This is a genomic window from Curtobacterium sp. MCPF17_046 (assembly GCF_003224295.1).
Taxonomy (GTDB): domain Bacteria; phylum Actinomycetota; class Actinomycetes; order Actinomycetales; family Microbacteriaceae; genus Curtobacterium.
The window spans coordinates 57,208-73,183 of sequence record NZ_QKLB01000009.1 but is presented as its reverse complement, the minus strand read 5'-3'; the positions used below and the strand labels follow the sequence as shown (position 1 = coordinate 73,183).

The following is a 15,976-nucleotide window of genomic DNA, read 5'->3' as shown; positions in this document are numbered from 1 at the left end:
GCGGGGACGAGGCGCAGGGCCAGTACCGGCCCGCGGCGGCCCGGTGTCCTGTCCCCAGTCCGGGGGCGTGTACCCCGCCGTCTGGCGCTGGTCCCCCCTACTGGGGACTCCGTTTGTCCCCATACGGCCTCAGCTTCCTGCCAGGATCGGGATCGGCGTCGGCTGCCGTTCCCCGAGTCCCTCGGGCCCTCGAACGCGCCAGGCGCGCTGTCTCGACCCGAAAGTGACCCATGCTGCCTGCTCCCCAGGGCTCCGCCGTGCCCCGCCGCACCGACCTCCGCCGCTCCGGGTTCCGGCTTCTCGCGATGTTCAGTGCAGCTCTCCTCGCGGGCGGCGCCCTGACGCAGGCCGTCACGGCCGATCCAGCGAGCGCCGCGACCGCTCTGTCCTGTGACCAGAACACGCTGTACGGCATCGACACCACGAACAGCCAGCTGGCCTCGATCAACGCCACGACCGGTGCGGTGACGAACGTGACGAAGCTCGATCCGGGCAACAACGCGCTCGCGGTCGCCCGCAACGGGGTCGCGGCGTACGCGTCCCAGAACACCGGTAACACCATCACCGGGTACGACGCGGTCAACGGTGTCCGACTGACGGACGTGACGAACGCCGACCCGAACGGCGCCGCGAACCGACCCGCCCTGCTCCGCGGCGCGGTGAACCCGGCGACCGGTCTCTACTACTACGCCACCGGTGGCACCGGGCCGGTCTACCTCGGTGCGTACAACCCGAAGACTGGCGAGAAGATCGGCCAGGTCGGTCGCATCGGCAACCTGCTCGACGAGAAGAACGGCGACATGGCGTTCAGCACGCGGGGCCTGCTGTTCGTCGTCACCGGTAACCAGATCCGTCGGGTCGACGCCGAGACCATCCCCGCCGTCAAGGGCACGGACACGCTGACCACCTCGCTCGTCGCGACCCTCCCGATCAACGCGAGCGACCAGGGAAGCCCGGGCATCGCATTCTCGTCCGACGGGTACCTCTACGCCTCGGTCAGCACGACGATGTACAAGATCAACCCGGGCTCGGGCAAGCTCGAGACGTCGTACCCGATCGGCACCGGGAGGTACCTGCCGTCAGACCTCGCGAGCTGCAACTACGCCAACACGCTGACTGCGCAGTCGAGCGTCGACGACCGCTGGGGCACCGGCGACCAGTTCACGCTCACCGTCACCGGCGGAGGCGTCACCAGCGGCAACACCACCACGACCGACGGCACCGCAGCGGGTGTGCAGGCGAAGCGCGCCGGTGCTGTCTTGACCCTGCCGTCGAACCGGTACACCGCGACCCAGACCGCGGCCGGCAGCACCGACCTGGCGGACTACGACACGACGTGGAAAGCCGTCGACGTCAACGCCGATCCGACGAGCAAGGACGCCGTCGTCGCCTCCGGTACCGGCAACACCGCCGCGTTCACGTTCCCGGCAGCCAAGACCGCCGATGGCACCGATGTCGTCGTCACCTTCGACAACCGACTCACCCTGACCCACATCGCGAGTGCGTCCGACACGTACACGACGCCGGTCGACGGGGAGCTCGAAGTCCCCGCCGCTGGCGTGCTCCGGAACGACACGGGTACCGGCCTCACGGTCACCGGGCACACCGCCCCCGCGAACGGCACGCTGTCGATGTCGACGACCGACGGCAGCTTCTCGTACACGCCGGTGAGCGGGTTCTCCGGCACCGACCAGTTCACCTACACCGCGGCCGACAGCTCCGGCCGCCGCTCGACGAGCACCGTGACCATCACCGTCACGCCCAAGGCGACTGACGACGCCTTCAGCGTCCACACCGGGTCGACGGCGAAGGCGGACGCTGCCTCCGGCGTCCTCGCGAACGATCACGGCAGTGCGCTCACCGTCACCGGGAACACCACCCCGGCGAACGGCGTGCTGGCCCTCGCGGCGGACGGCTCGTACTCGTACCGTCCGGAGGTCGGCTTCTCCGGGGAGGACTCCTTCACCTACACCGCGGAGGACGGCGCCGGCGCGACCATCACCGGCAGCGTCAGCATCACCGTCCTGCCGACCGCGAAGGCCGACACCATCAGCGCGACCGCGGGCGAGACCACCACGGTCGCCGCTCCCGGACTGCTCGGCAACGACCTCGGCTCCGACCTGACCGTCGCCGGGACCACCACGCCCGCACACGGCACCGTCGTGGTCGCCAAGGACGGCACCACCACCTACACGCCGGCCCCGGGCTACTCCGGCACCGACGGGTTCGACGTGACCGTCGTCGACGGCAACGGGAAGTCCGACACCGTCACCGTGACCGTCCGGGTCGCCCCGAAGGCCGTCGACGACACCGCCACGGTGGACGCCGGCAGCTCCGTCAGCACGACCACCCGCGCGACCGGGGTGCTCGGCAACGACGCCGGCGACGGCCTCCGCGTGGCGACCTCGAGCACCCCGGCACACGGCACGCTCGTGCTCGACGCCGCCGCAGGCACCTACACCTACACGCCCGCCGACGGGTTCTCCGGCACCGACCGCTTCGACTACACCGCCACGGACGCCACCGGTGCGACGACCTCGGCCACGGTGACGATCACCGTGCGACCGTCCGCCACCGCCGACGCCGCGACCACCCCCGCGAACCGGCCCGTGACCGTCGACGTGCAGGCGAACGACCACGGCACCGGACTCACCACCGCCGTCGTCAGCCAGCCGGCTCACGGCACGGTCGCGGTCGGGACCGACGGCACCGTGCAGTACTCGCCCGTCGCCGGCTCCTCCGGCACCGACTCCTTCACCTACACGGTGACCGACGCCGCCGGGCAGACCACCGGCCCCGTGGTCGTCACGATCACGGTCACCCCGGTCGCGACGGCCGACACCGCCGGCGGCAAGGCGGGCCAGACCGTCACGATCGCCGCGGCCACGCTCCTCGGGAACGACGCCGGCACCGGCCTCACGGTCACGAAGGTGACCGGTGCCGCGCACGGCACCGCCACGCTCGGAGCCGACGGCTCCGTCGTCTACACGCCGGCAGCCGGGTTCTCCGGGACCGAGACCCTCACGTACACGGTGACCGACGCCTCCCGGCAGACCACCACGGCGACGATCACCGTCCTCGTCGGGCCGATGGCGATGCGCGACAGCGCCACCGTCACGGCCGGCTCGACGCTGACCGTGCCGAAGGCGACCGGTGTCCTGGCGAACGACCGCGGCTCCGACCTGACCGCGACCGTCGACCAGCGGCCCGCACACGGCACCCTCGCGCTCGCGGCCGACGGCTCGTACACGTACACGCCCGCAGACGGCTTCTCCGGCAAGGACACGTTCACGTACACGGCGACGGACGGCTCCGGCACCCCGGCGACCGGCCTCGTCACCGTCACCGTGAAGCCGAGCACCGGTGACGACACGCTGACCACCGTCGCGGGACAGCCGCTCGTCGTGACCTCGGGGGCCCTGACCGGCAACGACTCCGGCGTCGGCCTGACCGTCACCGCCGTCACGGACGGCGCGCACAGCACCGTCACCCTCGGCGCCGACGGCTCGATCACCGTCACCCCGGCGGACGGCTTCTCCGGCGCGGACACCTTCGGCTACACGTTGACGGACGCGAACGGATCGACCGGCACCGGGACCGTGACCGTGGTGGTCGCCCCCGTGGCGGCAGCCGACTCCGGCACGGTCCGGGCGGGGGAGACCCTCGCCCGCACCACCCGCGCGACAGGCGTGCTCGGCAACGACTCGGGCACCGGCCTGACCGTCGCGAGCCACACCGAGCCGACCTCCGGCGTCCTCGTCCTCGACGCGGCCACCGGTGCGTTCCGGTACACGCCGGTCGACGGCTTCTCCGGCGACGACTCGTTCACGTACACGGCCACCGACACCGCCGGGACGCCCGTGACCGCCACGGTGCGGCTCGTCGTCACCCCGGTGGCGCAGGACGACACCGCGACGACCTCGGCGAGCCGGCCGACGACGCTCGACGTCCAGCGCAACGACGCCGGGTCCGGGCTCCGCACGGCCGTCGTCACGAAGCCGACGGACGGCACGGCCGTCGTCGAGCGCTCCGGCGCCGTCACGTACACGCCCGCCGCCGGCTTCTCCGGCACCGACTCCTTCACCTACCAGGTGACCGACGCCGCCGGGCGCACCACCGACCCGGTGACTGTGACCGTCACGGTGCGGCCCGTCGCGACGGCGGACACCGTCGGCACCGCCTCCGGCCGGCCGCTCACCGTCGCCGCGGCCACGCTGCTCGGGAACGACTCCGGCAGCGGCCTCACCGTCACGGGAGTGAGCGGTGCCGCACACGGAGCCGTCACCCTCGGTGCGGACGGCTCGGTCGTCTACACGCCGGAGCGCGGGTTCTCCGGGACCGAGACCCTGACGTACACGGTGACCGACGCCTCCGGGCAGTCCGCGACCGCGACGGTCCTGGTCGTCGTCGGGCCTATGGCGATGCGCGACAGCGCCACCGTCACCGCCGGCTCGACGCTGACCGTGCCGAAGGCGACCGGTGTCCTGGCGAACGACCGCGGCTCCGACCTGACCGCGACCGTCGACCAGCGGCCCGCACACGGCACCCTCGCGCTCGCGGCCGACGGCTCGTACACGTACACGCCGGCCGACGGCTTCTCCGGGACGGACACCTTCACCTACACGGCGACCGACGGCTCGGGTAACGCCTCGACCGGTGTCGTCATGGTCCTCGTCACCCCGAGTGCCGGCGACGACGCCCGCACGACCCCGGCCGGGCACCCGGTGACCGCGACCTCGGCCGCGCTCACCGCCGACGACTCCGGCACCGGGCTGGTCGTCACCGGCGTCACGAACGGTGCCTCCGGCACCGCCACGGTCGACGCTGACGGCTCCGTCACGTACGTGCCCGCCGCCGGCTGGTCGGGCATCGACCACGTCACCGTCACCGTGACCGACGCCTCCGGCAGCACCGCGACCAGCACCCTGACGATCACCGTCACGCCGGTCCTCGCCGCCTCCGACTCGAGCGCCACCGCGGACGGGGAGCTCGTCGTCCCCGCCGACCAGGGTGTGCTGCAGGGCTCGACCGGCACCGACCTGCAGGTCACCGACCACACCGCACCGGACCACGGCGCCGTCGAGGTCGACCGGGACGGCTCGTACACGTACACGCCGAAGCCGGGCTACTCCGGCCCGGACACGTTCGACGTGACCGTGACCGACGGCTCCGGCACCACCACGACCGGCACCGTGTCGATCACCATCGTCCCGAAGGCCGTCGACGACACCGCCAGCACCACGGCGGGCACCCCGGTCGCGGTCGCCGTGACCGGCAACGACTCGGGCACCACGCTCCGCGTCAGCGGCGTCGGCACCGCGGCCCAGGGCGCACCGACGAACGGCACCGTGAGCGTCACCGGCGCGGGGACGGTGACGTACGTCCCCGCTGACGGGTTCTCCGGCACCGACCGGTTCCGGTACACCGTGGTCGACCCGACCGGCGGCACCGCCTCGGCGACCGTCACCGTCACCGTCACCCCGACGGCCGTCGACGACGTGCTGAAGACCCCCGCGGGTACGCCGCTCGCCATCGCCGGCACGACCCTCACCGGCAACGACTCCGGCACCGGCCTGACCGTCACCGGCCACGGCGACGCCCGCCGGGGCACCGTCACCACGGGCGCCGACGGCGGACTCGTCTACACGCCGGCGGCCGGGACCTCCGGGACCGACCGCTTCCGGTACGAGGTGACCGACGCCTCCGGGCAGACCACCACGGCCACCGTCGTCGTCCTGGTCGGTGCCGTCGCCGGTGACGACTGGAGCACCACGACGACGAACGGCGTCGTCCGGATGTCCGCGGCGAAGGGCGTCCTGTCCGACGACGCCGGCACCGGGCTCTGGGCGTCGCTCGACGTCGAGCCGCGGCACGGACGGATCGCGCTCGCGAAGGACGGGTCGTACGAGTACACCCCGACCGCCGACTGGTCCGGCCGCGACTGGTTCACCTACACGGCGCACGACTCCGAGGAGAACACCGCCGTCGCCCTCGTCGCGATCGACGTCACCCCGACCGCGACCGACGACGCCACCCGCACGAGTGCCGGCAAGCCCGTCACCGTGCGCGGCCCCGGCGTCCTCGGCAACGACTCGGGCACCGACCTGACCGTCGTCGCCGTCGGGACCGCAGCGCACGGCACCGCGACCCTCGCCGCGGACGGCACGTTCGTCTACACCCCGGCGAAGCGGTTCTCCGGCGTCGACACCGTGCCGTACACGGCGCAGGACGCCGCCGGCCAGCGCACCGACGCGACCGTCACCGTGACCGTCGGGGTCACCGCGGTCGACGACACCGGCAGCACCGTCGCCGGCACACCGCTCGCCGTCGACGCCCGGCACGGCCTGCTCCGCAACGACGACGGCACCGCGCTCACCACGGGCCTGCACCGGAAGGCCGAGCACGGCACGGTCCGCGTGCACGCCGACGGGTCGTACGTCTACACGCCGGCCGCGGGCTTCACCGGGACGGACACGTTCGTGTACACGGTGACCGACGCCTCCGGGCAGACGACCACCGCGACCGCGACCATCCGGGTCGTCGCCGCAGCGGTCGCCCGCGACGACGAGCGCACCGGCAGGACGGGCGAGCGCCTGACCGTCACACCGCTCGGGAACGACACCCCGACCGGCGGCAGCACGTTCGACACCGACACCCTGCACCTGCTCGACCCCGCCACCGGGCACATGACCGACCGCTTCACCGTGGACGGATCCGGCACCTGGAGCGTCGAGGACGGTGCGGTCACCTTCACCCCGGAGCGCGACCACCACGGCACGCTGACGGCCGACTACACGGTCCAGGACACCGCCGGACAGGTCGTCACCGCGACGATCACCGTCCGGTACCCGACCGGCCTCGCCGCCGTCGTGCACGTCGCGGCGCTCGCCTTCACCGGCAGCACCGGGCTGCTCGGGCTCGGGCTCGGGGCGTTCGCCCTCGTGCTCGCCGGAGCCGCGCTGCTGCTGCGGCGGCGGATGGTCGCGCCGGTGAGCGGACCGCGTCGGCGCGGCTAGGCGCGCAGCACCGGACGGGAGGCCCGACCTCCGTGAGTCGACAGGCTCGCGGGGGTCGGGCCTCCCGTCCGTCGGCGGCGTCGCCGGGGCGGTGTCGCCGGGTGGTCACGGTCTCGAGGGGGGCTTGTGGTGGTCTCGTCGGCAGCGGTAGAACGGACCGGCGTCCACGCAGTCGCGAGGGTGGCTGCGGCGCGAGGGGGAAGGTCGACCACACGCCATGTCCAGGACCGCCGCGCCGGTGATCGCGCAGGAAGCACACAACCCCGTCATCCCGATCGGGTACGACATCGCCTGGAGCATCTGCCTGGTGCTCGTCCTCCTCGTGATCTCCGCCGCGATCTGGCTGCTCGTCCGGACGGCCACGCGGGCAACCCGCCGTGGGTCCACGCAGACCGGGGAACGGACGGTCAGGCGACCGGGTCGATGAGGTGCGGGCCGTCGTTCCGGACGCTGTTCACCGTGCGGGCGACCTCGTACTGCTGCAGGCCGGCAGCGACCTCGAGCGATTCCCGGTCGAGCAGGGTGAGCAGGTCGTCCGTGCCGGCACCCTCGCCGAGCCAGGCGTCGTAGCCGTCGGGGGTGAGGAACGCCGGCATGCGGTCGTGCACCTCGCCCGGGGCCACGTGGGCGTCCCGCGTGATGATCGCGAGCGACAGGCGCCACTTGTCCGGGTCGTCCTCGGGCTTGGTCGGGTCCGGCCAGGCGCTCACCACGCCGGCCATCGCCAGCGCCCCGCCGGGCTCGTGCACGAAGTGGGGTTCCTTGCCGTCCTCGCGCACGACCCACTCGTAGTAGCCCTGAGCGGGGACGATGCAGCGGTTCGTGGCGAAGGCCCGCTTGAACATGCCGCTCGTCGCCACGGTCTCGATGCGGGCGTTGATCGGCTTCGGGCGCTGCTTGGCGAAGTCCTTCGCCCAGCTCGGCACGAAACCCCAGCTGATCTGCGGGAGCTCGCGCTGCCCGTGCCGCTGCCGGACCGCGTACACGGGGTCGGTCGGCGCGACGTTCCAGCTCGGCGCGAGGCCGGTGTGCACCTCGCCGGTGTCCTCGTCGACGTGCTCGGTGCGCGCGGCGAGCTCACCGACGAGCTCGGGCAGGAGGTCAGCGGTGGTGTCGGAGACGACGAAGCGGCCACACATGCGACCAGTGTGCCCGGACCCGCCGACGTCGGCGCGGGATCAGCCGGGTCCGCTTGACTGTCGGCCGTGCAGACCCTCATCGTCACCGCCCACCCCGACCCGGACTCGCTCACGGCGGGCATCGCCCGACAGCTGCGGGCCGCCCTGCACCCCGGCGAGGTCGAGTTGGTCGACCTCGCCGCCGAGGGGTTCGACCCGCGCTTCGGCCCCGCTGACCGGGACGCCTACCGCGGCACCGGTGCGCTCCCCGACGACGTCCTCGGCGAGCAGCAGCGGCTCGACGCCACCGACCACCTCGTGCTGGTGTTCCCCGTCTACTGGTGGTCGATGCCGGCGCTCCTGAAGGGCTGGGTCGACCGCGTCTTCGTCAACGGCTGGGCGTTCGACGTCGACCCGGTCGGTGGGACGCGGCGGAACCTCGGCCGCCTCACGGTGCACCTGCTGCCGGTCGCCGGCGACGCGGCCGGGACGTACGAGCGGCACGGCTACGAGCAGGCGATCCGGACGCAGATCGAGCACGGCATCGTCGACTACTGCGGAGCGGTCCGCGGTGCGACGACGTTCGTGTACGAGTCCGAGCAGGACGACGACGCGGCACGCCGAGCCCTCGTCGACGGCGCCGTCCAGCGGATCGCGCGGGCCGTCAGCGGTGCGGTCGGCGTCGATGGTGCTGCCGGCGTGATCGGGGCTGACGGTGTCGGTGGTGCCGCCGGCGTGGCCGGGGCTGACGGTGTCGGTGGTGCCGCTGGTGTCGTCGGGGCTGCCGGTGTCGTCGGGGCTGACGGTCAGAGCACGGAGTAGCCGGCCGGCAGGGGACCCCGGCCGGTCAGGGCGGCGAGCAGCAGCGGGCCGTCGCCGCGGTGCGCCCCGACCTCGGCGAGCAGCACGGCGGCGGCGACCACCGCTGGCTGCGGAGGAGCGAACGGGACCGTGGTGCCCGCTGCGCCCGAGGCGCGCGTGATGTCGCTGCCGTGCACGACCAGTTCGACCATGCGGGTGCGCAGGTACTCCTCGACCGGCAGACGGAGGCCGCCGACCACCGAGATGCGGGCACCTGACGGGACCGCCGCGAGGGCAGCCAGGGCGTCGTCGCGAGCGGCCGACACCGCGGCGGCCGGATCGGTGCCCAGCGAGCCCCCGGCCGAGACACCGCGCGCGGCGACCTCGTCCGGGTCGGTCGCCGTGCCGGTCGCGGTCCGGAGGTAGTCCACCGCGTCGGAGAGGTCGGTCGCGGTCGTCGTGGTGCGTCGGGACTCCGGGCCGGTGTGGTCGTGGTCGAGCGCCGTGGCGTACGTCGCCACCGTGCCGAGCGCGCGGTTCGTGTGTCCGACGAGCGCGCGGAGGTCCCAGACGCCGAGCGCCGGCGCGGACCACAGCGCTGCGTCCTCGGCGGGCGATGGCAGCGCGGTGACGAGGTCCACGAATGACTGCGCGGTCGCGGCGAACAGTGCGCGGGTGTCCATGGGCTCATCCTGCCGTGACGGTCACCGGTTGCGACCTCAGACGTCGGGCAGGCCGACCTTCGACCCGGACGGGAACCGGTTCCGGCCGGTCGGGGTGGTCGATCCCGGCCCGGTCGGCGGGAGAGCAGCGGCGGCACGGTGGGCGCGCTCCGCCCGGCCGAGCCGGAGGATGCGGTCGGGAACGAGTCCGAGGTAGCCGAAGACCGCGAGGAACCCGAGACCGTGGCGACCTCCGAGCAGGAGCGCCACGACACCGATGAGCGCGAACCCCAGGAGGCCAGGCGCCGCACGCATGACGTCGACCACGAGCGTCCGGCGTACCAGGGCAGTGTCGTTGAGGACGGCCGCCCGGTCGTCGGCCTCGATGTCGAGCATCCTGCGGCCGAGGTACCGCTGCACCGAGTGCCGAGCGATCCGCATCGTGTCCGGTCGGACCTGGTATCCGTTGATCGTCGCCGGCGGTTCGTCCCTGCGGCGCACCGGGAAGCACGACACCGTGATGAGTCCGGCCGCCAGCGCCCCCAGGACGACGACGAGTGGGGAAAGCCCCGGACCGACGTCCATCCAGCCGGTCCCTGCGTCGGTCACTGCGAGCAGCACACCGATGCCGACCGCGACGACACCGCCGACCACCAGGGCACGTCGGAGCCGGTCGACGGACACGTCCTGCCGGAACCGCGTGCGGAACACCTGCCAGCCGAGTCGGTACACGTCCCCTGTCTACCGCTCATGCCTCCTCGGCGGCCGTCCTGGTGTAGGGACGAGGTCAGGCCGTCGTCCTCGGGGACGAGTCGGCCAGGCGCAGGACCGTCCGCCGCGGGAGCAGCGGCGCGATGCGACTGGTCCGCGTGTTCGCACTGCCCGAGACGGCGCTGACCGGGGGCGTCGGCTTGTCGAGGGCCCGGAACGCGGCCGCCACGACCTGCTCGGGCGTCTCGAAGCGCACCCGACCCTCGTCCGTGCCGGAGTTCCGGTAGAACTCGGTCTTCGTCGGACCGGGCGAGAAGGCCATGACGGTGACCCCGGCGTCGCGCAACTCGTACGCCAACGCCTCGGTGAACCGCAGGACGAAGGCCTTCGAGGCTGCATAGACCGCCATCCCCGGCGTCGGCATGTACGCCGTGAGGCTCGCGACGTTGAGCAGCACGCCACGGCCGGAGGACACGAGCCGGGGGAGGAACGCGTGGCACACGTCGACGACGGCGTCGATGTTGACGGCGAGCTGGTCCTCGAGTTCGGACGGCGTGCTGTCCACGAAGTCGCGGGTCAGACCGATGCCGGCGCAGTTCACCACCGTGTCCACGCGGACGCCCAGCCGGTCGAGTTCGGTGAGCAGGCGCGTGCCGCTCGCTGGCTGCGTGAGGTCGAGCGGCACGACGGTCACCACCCTTCCGTGCGCAGCCCGGAGTGACTGCGCCAGATCCACGAGGACGTCGGCCCGGCGCGCGACCAGCACCAGGTCGGCTCCGCGCGCGGCCAGGGCACGGGCGAACTCGCGTCCGATGCCGGAACTCGCGCCGGTGACGAGCGCTGTGGTGTCGGTGTGGTCCATGGACTGCTCCTTCGAGGTTGACGGGTGTAAACCTACGTGGAGGGGTTAACGGGTGTCAACCTCTCCTCCGTGCAACAGTTGCTCCATGACGAACACGTCGCGTACCCGCACGGGCGACCAGCTGCGGGACGACCTCCTCGCAGCCGCGACGGACCTGTTGTCGCGGCGCCTGGCCGTCACGCCGCCGTCCCTCAGGGAGACCGCGCGTGCCTGTGGCGTCTCGGCGACCGCCGTGTACCGGCACTTCCCGTCCCAGCAGGCGCTGCTCATCGCCGTGGCCAGTCAGAGCCTCACCGCGCTCACCACGGCGATCGACGACGCAGGCGCGAGCGAGTCGACCGACGACCGCGCCACGGCGTTGCGGACCACCGCGAGCGCGTACGTCACCTGGGCGGTCGCGAACCCCGGCGCGTACCAGCTGCTGTTCGAGGGGCGGGACCTGCTGGAGGACCCGGCGACGGTCGAGTCCGGGATCGACCGACTGCAGAGCCGCCTCGACGCCCTCCTCGTCGGCCTGCCCGCGGGCGACCGGGACGAGCGGTTGCAGGCGGACCTGCTCTGGATCGCCCTGCACGGTCTGGTCGTCACGCGCATCCGGAAGACCCGGCAGCAGTGGGAGCGGTCGGTCGTCGCGGACGCGACGGCGCTCGTCGACACCTTCATCAGCTGAACCGACCGGCGGACGCTCGCGTGCGCGGGAGTCCGGACACGCCCGACGCCGCTCGCCAGCCGGGCCGACGAGCAGCGCCGTCCCGCGCTTCCCCAGCGATCGTCCAGCGACGGTCGCTGACCTGGGGCCATGACTCTCGACATCGTCTACACCGCAGCCGCCCACGCCACCGGGGGCGGCCGCGACGGACACGTCCGCACCGAGGACGACCGCATCGACCTCGACACACGCCCGCCGAAGGAGATGGGTGGCAGCGGCGAGGGCACCAACCCCGAGCAGCTGTTCGCCGCCGGGTACGCCGCGTGCTTCCTCGGCGCGCTGCACGTCGCGGGGAAGCAGCTCGAGCTCGACACCACCGGCGCCGAGGTCTCCGCCGAGGTCAGCATCGGCGGCAACGGCGCGGGTGGCTTCGGCCTCGCGGTGGAACTCGACGTCTACGCCCCCGCCGTCGAGGGCACCTCGCGGCAGCGTCTGGTCGAGCTCGCACACACCATCTGCCCGTACTCGAACGCCACGCGCGGCAACATCACGGTGACGCTCTCGCTCGTCGACTGATGCTCGTGCGGTGCTCGCCGCTCCCTAGGCTGGAGCGGTGAGCACCGAGCGCTGCCCCTGCCTGAGCGGGAACCCCTACGACGAGTGCTGCGGGCCCCTGCACGCCGGCGCGCCTGCTCCGACCGCGGAGCGGCTCATGCGCTCGCGGTTCTCCGCCTTCGCGCTCGGCCTGCCTCGGTACCTGCTGGACAGCTGGCACCCGAGCACGCGCCCGGCGACGCTCGACCTCGACCCGGCGCAGCGGTGGACGCGGCTCGACATCGTCGCGACCCGGTCGGGAGGCCCGTTCGACACCGCGGGCACGGTCACGTTCCGCGCGTGGTGGCGCGCCGACACCGAGCGCGGGACGCTCGAGGAGACGAGCGAGTTCGTCCGCGAGGCCGGCCGCTGGTACTACGTCGACGGTGTCGTGGCCTGACCGCCCAGGCTCGGGCCGGTGCGCGCGAGACGGAGGCGTCTGCCCGAAGCGCCGCGAGCTGGCCGAGACGCCGCCAGATTCAGCGGCGTCTCGGCCACTCGGCGGCGTCGAAGACTGACGGGGGCGTTTCGCGGGCTCGGGCGTGACGTCCCGCGGGCCCGGTCCGGCGGCGTCCCGGACAGACGGGGGCGTCCCGCGGTGAGGGGCGCGACGGGCGCGGGTCAGCCGATCGTCGGCGGCAGGCCCACGGCAGCGCGCATCGCTCGACGGACCTCGGCCTCGAACGGCAGGAGCTCGTCCTCATCCCCCGTCAGGAAGAAGCGGATCTGCCCGATCGCCTGCTCGCTGAGCATGTCGAGGCCGTTCAACACGCGACCGCCCGCTCCGGTCCACGCCGTGGAGGCCCGGGTCGGCCACGGCTCGTAGGCCACGTCGAACAGCACCGCGTCGGGTCCGGACGGCACGAGCGGCAGGTCGTCCGCTGCGCCTCCCGGCAGGGTCGACACCACGAAGCCCATCGGCCCGGCGGACGCGAGCTCGTCGAGGGGGTGCACCTCGAGTGTGACCCCGAGCCGAGCGGCGAGCATGACGAGGTCACCCGCCTTGCCGGTGTCGCGCAGGAACACCCGCACCAGTGCGGCTCCGAGCCGCAGGGACGCCGTGAGGGCGCTCGCCGCGGTCGCTCCACCACCCAGGATCACGGCTTCGCCGGGCACGTGACCGAGTGCGGCGACCGGGCGGACGATCCCCTCGACGTCCGTGTTCGCGCCGGCGAGGACGACCGAGGAGCCTTCGTGGCGGAACGCGACCGTGTTCGCGACCCCGAGCTCGTCGACGAGCGGGGTCGTCCGGTCGAGGAGCGGCACCACCTCGCGCTTGAGCGGCATGGTCAGGCTCAGCCCGCGCCACTCCGGACCCAGCCCCGCGACGAACGCGGCGAGCCCGCCGGACGCGACCTCGTGCCTCCCGTACGAGAACGGGAGGCCGAGCACGTCGTAGGCCGCCGCGTGCAGCGCGGGGGAGAGGGAGTGGGCGATGGGGGAGCCGAGGACGGCGAGCTGCGTCCGGTCGGCGTCGGGGAAGGCTGCCACGTCGGCAGCCTAGCCGCGCGCGTCGGCCTGTCCGCGGGCGTCAGGCCGTCCGCAGGCGTCACGGACTCCCGGGGGGACCAGCGCTTAGGTTAGGCTACCCTTCGTGATCCGTACCTCCCTCCCCAAGCGCCGCCTCGGGCGCGTGCTCGCCGCGGCCGGTGCCGTCGTCGCCGTCTCCCTCGCACTCACCGGTTGCTCCTCGTCGAGCCCGTCCTCGTCCGAGTCCTCCGGCGGAGGCTCGTCCGACGGGGCCTTCCCGGTGTCCATCACGACCGGCCTCGGCACCACGACGATCGACTCCGCCCCGAAGCGCGTCGTGGCCCTCGGCTGGGGTGACGCCGAGACGGCACTCGAACTCGGCGTGCAGCCCGTCGGCGCCAGCGACTGGCTCGCCTTCGGTGGCGAGGGCGTCGGTCCGTGGCTCAAGGGCGCGTACGACAAGGCGCCGAAGATCATCGACACGCTCGAGCCCAGCTACGAGGAGATCCTCAAGCTCAAGCCCGACGTGATCCTCGACGTGAAGAGCTCGGGCGACAAGGACCGCTACGACAAGCTGTCCGCCATCGCCCCGACCGTCGCGATCCCGAAGGGCGGCGAGAACTACCTCGCGTCCACCACGGAGCAGGTCGACATGATCTCGAAGGCGCTCGGCAAGGAGAGCGAGGGCAAGAAGCTCCTCAGCGACCTCGACGACTCCTACGCCGCCGCGCGCGAGGCGCACCCCGAGTTCGCGGGCAAGACCGCGGCGATCGGTGCGTACACGTCCGAGGGCTTCGGCGTGTACGCCTCCCGCGACAGCCGCGCCACGTTCATGCAGAACCTCGGCTTCGAGATCCCGAAGGCCATCGACGAGGCTGCGGGCAAGGAGTTCTCGGTGTCGCTGTCGAACGAGAACCTCGACCTGCTCGACGCGGACCTGACCGTGGTGCTGCCGATCTACGTCGAGGCGTCGAAGGCGTCCTCGGACCCGCTGTTCAAGAAGGTGCCGTCGGTCGAGGCCGGGCACGCCATCGTGATCGACGACTTGGACGTCTCGACGGCGTTCTCGCTCGGGACCACCGCGGCGATCGAGTGGGCGCTCGAGCGTCTGCCGGACGAGTTCGCGGCGAAGCTCGGCTGACGCCGGCGGGCTGGCGCCGCTGGCTGGTGCCGACCGCAGGTCGGCGGGCGGCGGGCCGGCGATCGGGCGGCGCCGCCGGTCGGCGGTCCGCCGGTCGGCGGTCGGCGGTCGGCGGGCCGGCGATCGGGCGGCGCTGAACGCCCTCGCACAACAGAAACCGGCTCGAACCGCGGGACTCCGCGGTTCGAGCCGGTTTCTGTTGCGCGGGGCCCGGTGGCGCCGCTTGCAGGCGCCGGGGCGCGCGGCGGCGCGGCGGCGACGCCGGGCTGGACGGCCGGGAGGCGCGGGCGGGTACCGGCGGACCGGCGGCGGCCCGAGCGTGGTGGGGCGGGCCTCCCGGCGGACGCCCCGGCGCCAGGCGTCGACCGGCCTGGCCCAACGAGAACCGGCTCGAACTGCGGGAGTCCGCGGTTCGAGCCGGTTTCTGTTGCGCGCGGCCGGGTGGCGCCGCTCGCAGGCGCCGCGGCGGTCCCGGCTCAGGCGCCGAACGTGGACGCGAGGAACGCGAAGAGCAGGGCGATGAGCGGGAACGATCCCTGCACGAACGCGGAGTTGAGGTACTTGCGGCCGGTTCCCGCAAGGACGACCGCGGCACCGAGCATGCTCGCGCACGAGAACACGACGAGCGTCCAGCCGGTCGCGCCGTTGTCCGCGAGCACGAGCACGACGCCGAGGACCGCGCCGATCGCGAGGAACAGGTTGTAGAAGCCCTGGTTGAACGCCATCGCGCGGGTGGCCTGCGCGTCGGCGTCGGAAGCGATGCCGAAGATGCGGCGTACCCGGGGGCTCGTCCACGCGACGGACTCCAGGAAGAAGATGTACACGTGCACGAGGCCCGCCAGGACCGCGAAGACGCCGGAGATGGCGAGCAGAACCGTCATGAGGACATCATCTCAGCAGTCGATGGGTACTCGGGTCCGCCCCTCGTCCCGGCCGCGCTCGGTCAGTAGGC

Annotated in this window: 13 protein-coding genes; 7 read left to right on the top strand and 6 right to left on the bottom strand. The window is 72.9% G+C overall.

Features of this window, described 5'->3' with window-relative positions; genetic code table 11:
- Nucleotides 1-305 precede the first annotated feature (305 nt).
- Both DEJ32_RS09820 and DEJ32_RS09815 read left to right on the top strand, forming a co-directional pair.
- Nucleotides 306-7,016: an Ig-like domain-containing protein gene (locus tag DEJ32_RS09820; RefSeq protein WP_181420636.1), complete on the top strand. Its 6,711-nt coding sequence runs from the start codon at nt 306-308 to the stop codon at nt 7,014-7,016.
- A gap of 217 nt (nt 7,017-7,233) precedes the next feature.
- Nucleotides 7,234-7,443: a hypothetical protein gene (locus DEJ32_RS09815; RefSeq protein ID WP_110901130.1), complete on the top strand. Its 210-nt coding sequence runs from the start codon at nt 7,234-7,236 to the stop codon at nt 7,441-7,443.
- Here DEJ32_RS09815 and DEJ32_RS09810 read toward each other — a convergent pair.
- Nucleotides 7,424-8,155, bottom strand: a complete 732-nt coding sequence (locus DEJ32_RS09810; RefSeq protein ID WP_110901129.1) for an SOS response-associated peptidase — start codon at nt 8,153-8,155, stop codon at nt 7,424-7,426. The genes DEJ32_RS09815 and DEJ32_RS09810 overlap by 20 nt on opposite strands.
- A 66-nt stretch (nt 8,156-8,221) precedes the next feature.
- On the opposite strand from DEJ32_RS09810, the gene DEJ32_RS09805 reads away from it, so the two are divergent.
- Nucleotides 8,222-8,956 (top strand): NAD(P)H-dependent oxidoreductase, encoded by a 735-nt coding sequence (locus tag DEJ32_RS09805; protein ID WP_110901128.1) that lies wholly within the window; start codon nt 8,222-8,224, stop codon nt 8,954-8,956.
- Here the strand turns inward: DEJ32_RS09805 and DEJ32_RS09800 are convergent.
- Genes DEJ32_RS09800 through DEJ32_RS09790 form a run of 3 tightly spaced genes read right to left on the bottom strand, consistent with a single transcriptional unit; the run spans nt 8,941 to nt 11,170 of the window.
- Nucleotides 8,941-9,618, bottom strand: a complete 678-nt coding sequence (locus DEJ32_RS09800) for a maleylpyruvate isomerase N-terminal domain-containing protein (RefSeq protein WP_110901127.1) — start codon at nt 9,616-9,618, stop codon at nt 8,941-8,943. The two genes, DEJ32_RS09805 and DEJ32_RS09800, sit on opposite strands and share 16 nt — an antisense overlap.
- 36 nt (nt 9,619-9,654) lie before the next feature.
- Nucleotides 9,655-10,329: a hypothetical protein gene (locus tag DEJ32_RS09795; RefSeq protein ID WP_110901126.1), complete on the bottom strand. Its 675-nt coding sequence runs from the start codon at nt 10,327-10,329 to the stop codon at nt 9,655-9,657.
- Nucleotides 10,330-10,384: 55 nt separating this feature from the next.
- The gene (locus DEJ32_RS09790; protein ID WP_110901125.1) at nt 10,385-11,170 is read right to left on the bottom strand and encodes an SDR family oxidoreductase; all 786 of its coding nucleotides are present in this window, start codon (nt 11,168-11,170) and stop codon (nt 10,385-10,387) included.
- A gap of 85 nt (nt 11,171-11,255) precedes the next feature.
- Between DEJ32_RS09790 and DEJ32_RS09785 the strand changes: the two genes are divergently transcribed.
- From DEJ32_RS09785 to DEJ32_RS09775, 3 genes are all read left to right on the top strand, one after another.
- Nucleotides 11,256-11,840, top strand: coding sequence for a TetR/AcrR family transcriptional regulator (locus DEJ32_RS09785; protein WP_110901124.1), 585 nt, complete (start codon nt 11,256-11,258; stop codon nt 11,838-11,840).
- Nucleotides 11,841-11,969: 129 nt separating this feature from the next.
- The gene (locus DEJ32_RS09780; RefSeq protein ID WP_110823487.1) at nt 11,970-12,395 is read left to right on the top strand and encodes an organic hydroperoxide resistance protein; all 426 of its coding nucleotides are present in this window, start codon (nt 11,970-11,972) and stop codon (nt 12,393-12,395) included.
- Nucleotides 12,396-12,432: 37 nt separating this feature from the next.
- The gene (locus DEJ32_RS09775; protein WP_110890748.1) at nt 12,433-12,813 is read left to right on the top strand and encodes a YchJ family protein; all 381 of its coding nucleotides are present in this window, start codon (nt 12,433-12,435) and stop codon (nt 12,811-12,813) included.
- 221 nt (nt 12,814-13,034) lie between these two features.
- On the opposite strand, the gene DEJ32_RS09770 is transcribed toward DEJ32_RS09775, so the two are convergent.
- On the bottom strand, nt 13,035-13,904 hold the full coding sequence (locus tag DEJ32_RS09770) for a shikimate dehydrogenase (protein ID WP_110901123.1): 870 nt from the start codon (nt 13,902-13,904) through the stop codon (nt 13,035-13,037).
- 103 nt (nt 13,905-14,007) lie between these two features.
- Between DEJ32_RS09770 and DEJ32_RS09765 the strand changes: the two genes are divergently transcribed.
- Nucleotides 14,008-15,024 (top strand): iron-siderophore ABC transporter substrate-binding protein, encoded by a 1,017-nt coding sequence (locus DEJ32_RS09765; protein ID WP_309146430.1) that lies wholly within the window; start codon nt 14,008-14,010, stop codon nt 15,022-15,024.
- A gap of 476 nt (nt 15,025-15,500) precedes the next feature.
- Here DEJ32_RS09765 and DEJ32_RS09760 read toward each other — a convergent pair whose 3' ends face one another.
- On the bottom strand, nt 15,501-15,905 hold the full coding sequence (locus DEJ32_RS09760) for a DUF1304 domain-containing protein (RefSeq protein WP_220032815.1): 405 nt from the start codon (nt 15,903-15,905) through the stop codon (nt 15,501-15,503).
- Nucleotides 15,906-15,976 lie beyond the last annotated feature (71 nt).

Bases quoted from the DNA above. Each gene is read 5' to 3' on its own strand.
- DEJ32_RS09815 (WP_110901130.1), top strand. From the start codon at position 7,234: ATGTCCAGGACCGCCGCGCCGGTGATCGCGCAGGAAGCACACAACCCC.
- DEJ32_RS09760 (WP_220032815.1), bottom strand. From the start codon at position 15,905: ATGACGGTTCTGCTCGCCATCTCCGGCGTCTTCGCGGTCCTGGCGGGC.
- DEJ32_RS09785 (WP_110901124.1), top strand. From the start codon at position 11,256: ATGACGAACACGTCGCGTACCCGCACGGGCGACCAGCTGCGGGACGAC.
- DEJ32_RS09810 (WP_110901129.1), bottom strand. From the start codon at position 8,155: ATGTGTGGCCGCTTCGTCGTCTCCGACACCACCGCTGACCTCCTGCCC.
- DEJ32_RS09790 (WP_110901125.1), bottom strand. From the start codon at position 11,170: ATGGACCACACCGACACCACAGCGCTCGTCACCGGCGCGAGTTCCGGC.
- DEJ32_RS09800 (WP_110901127.1), bottom strand. From the start codon at position 9,618: ATGGACACCCGCGCACTGTTCGCCGCGACCGCGCAGTCATTCGTGGAC.
- DEJ32_RS09780 (WP_110823487.1), top strand. From the start codon at position 11,970: ATGACTCTCGACATCGTCTACACCGCAGCCGCCCACGCCACCGGGGGC.
- DEJ32_RS09820 (WP_181420636.1), top strand. From the start codon at position 306: ATGTTCAGTGCAGCTCTCCTCGCGGGCGGCGCCCTGACGCAGGCCGTC.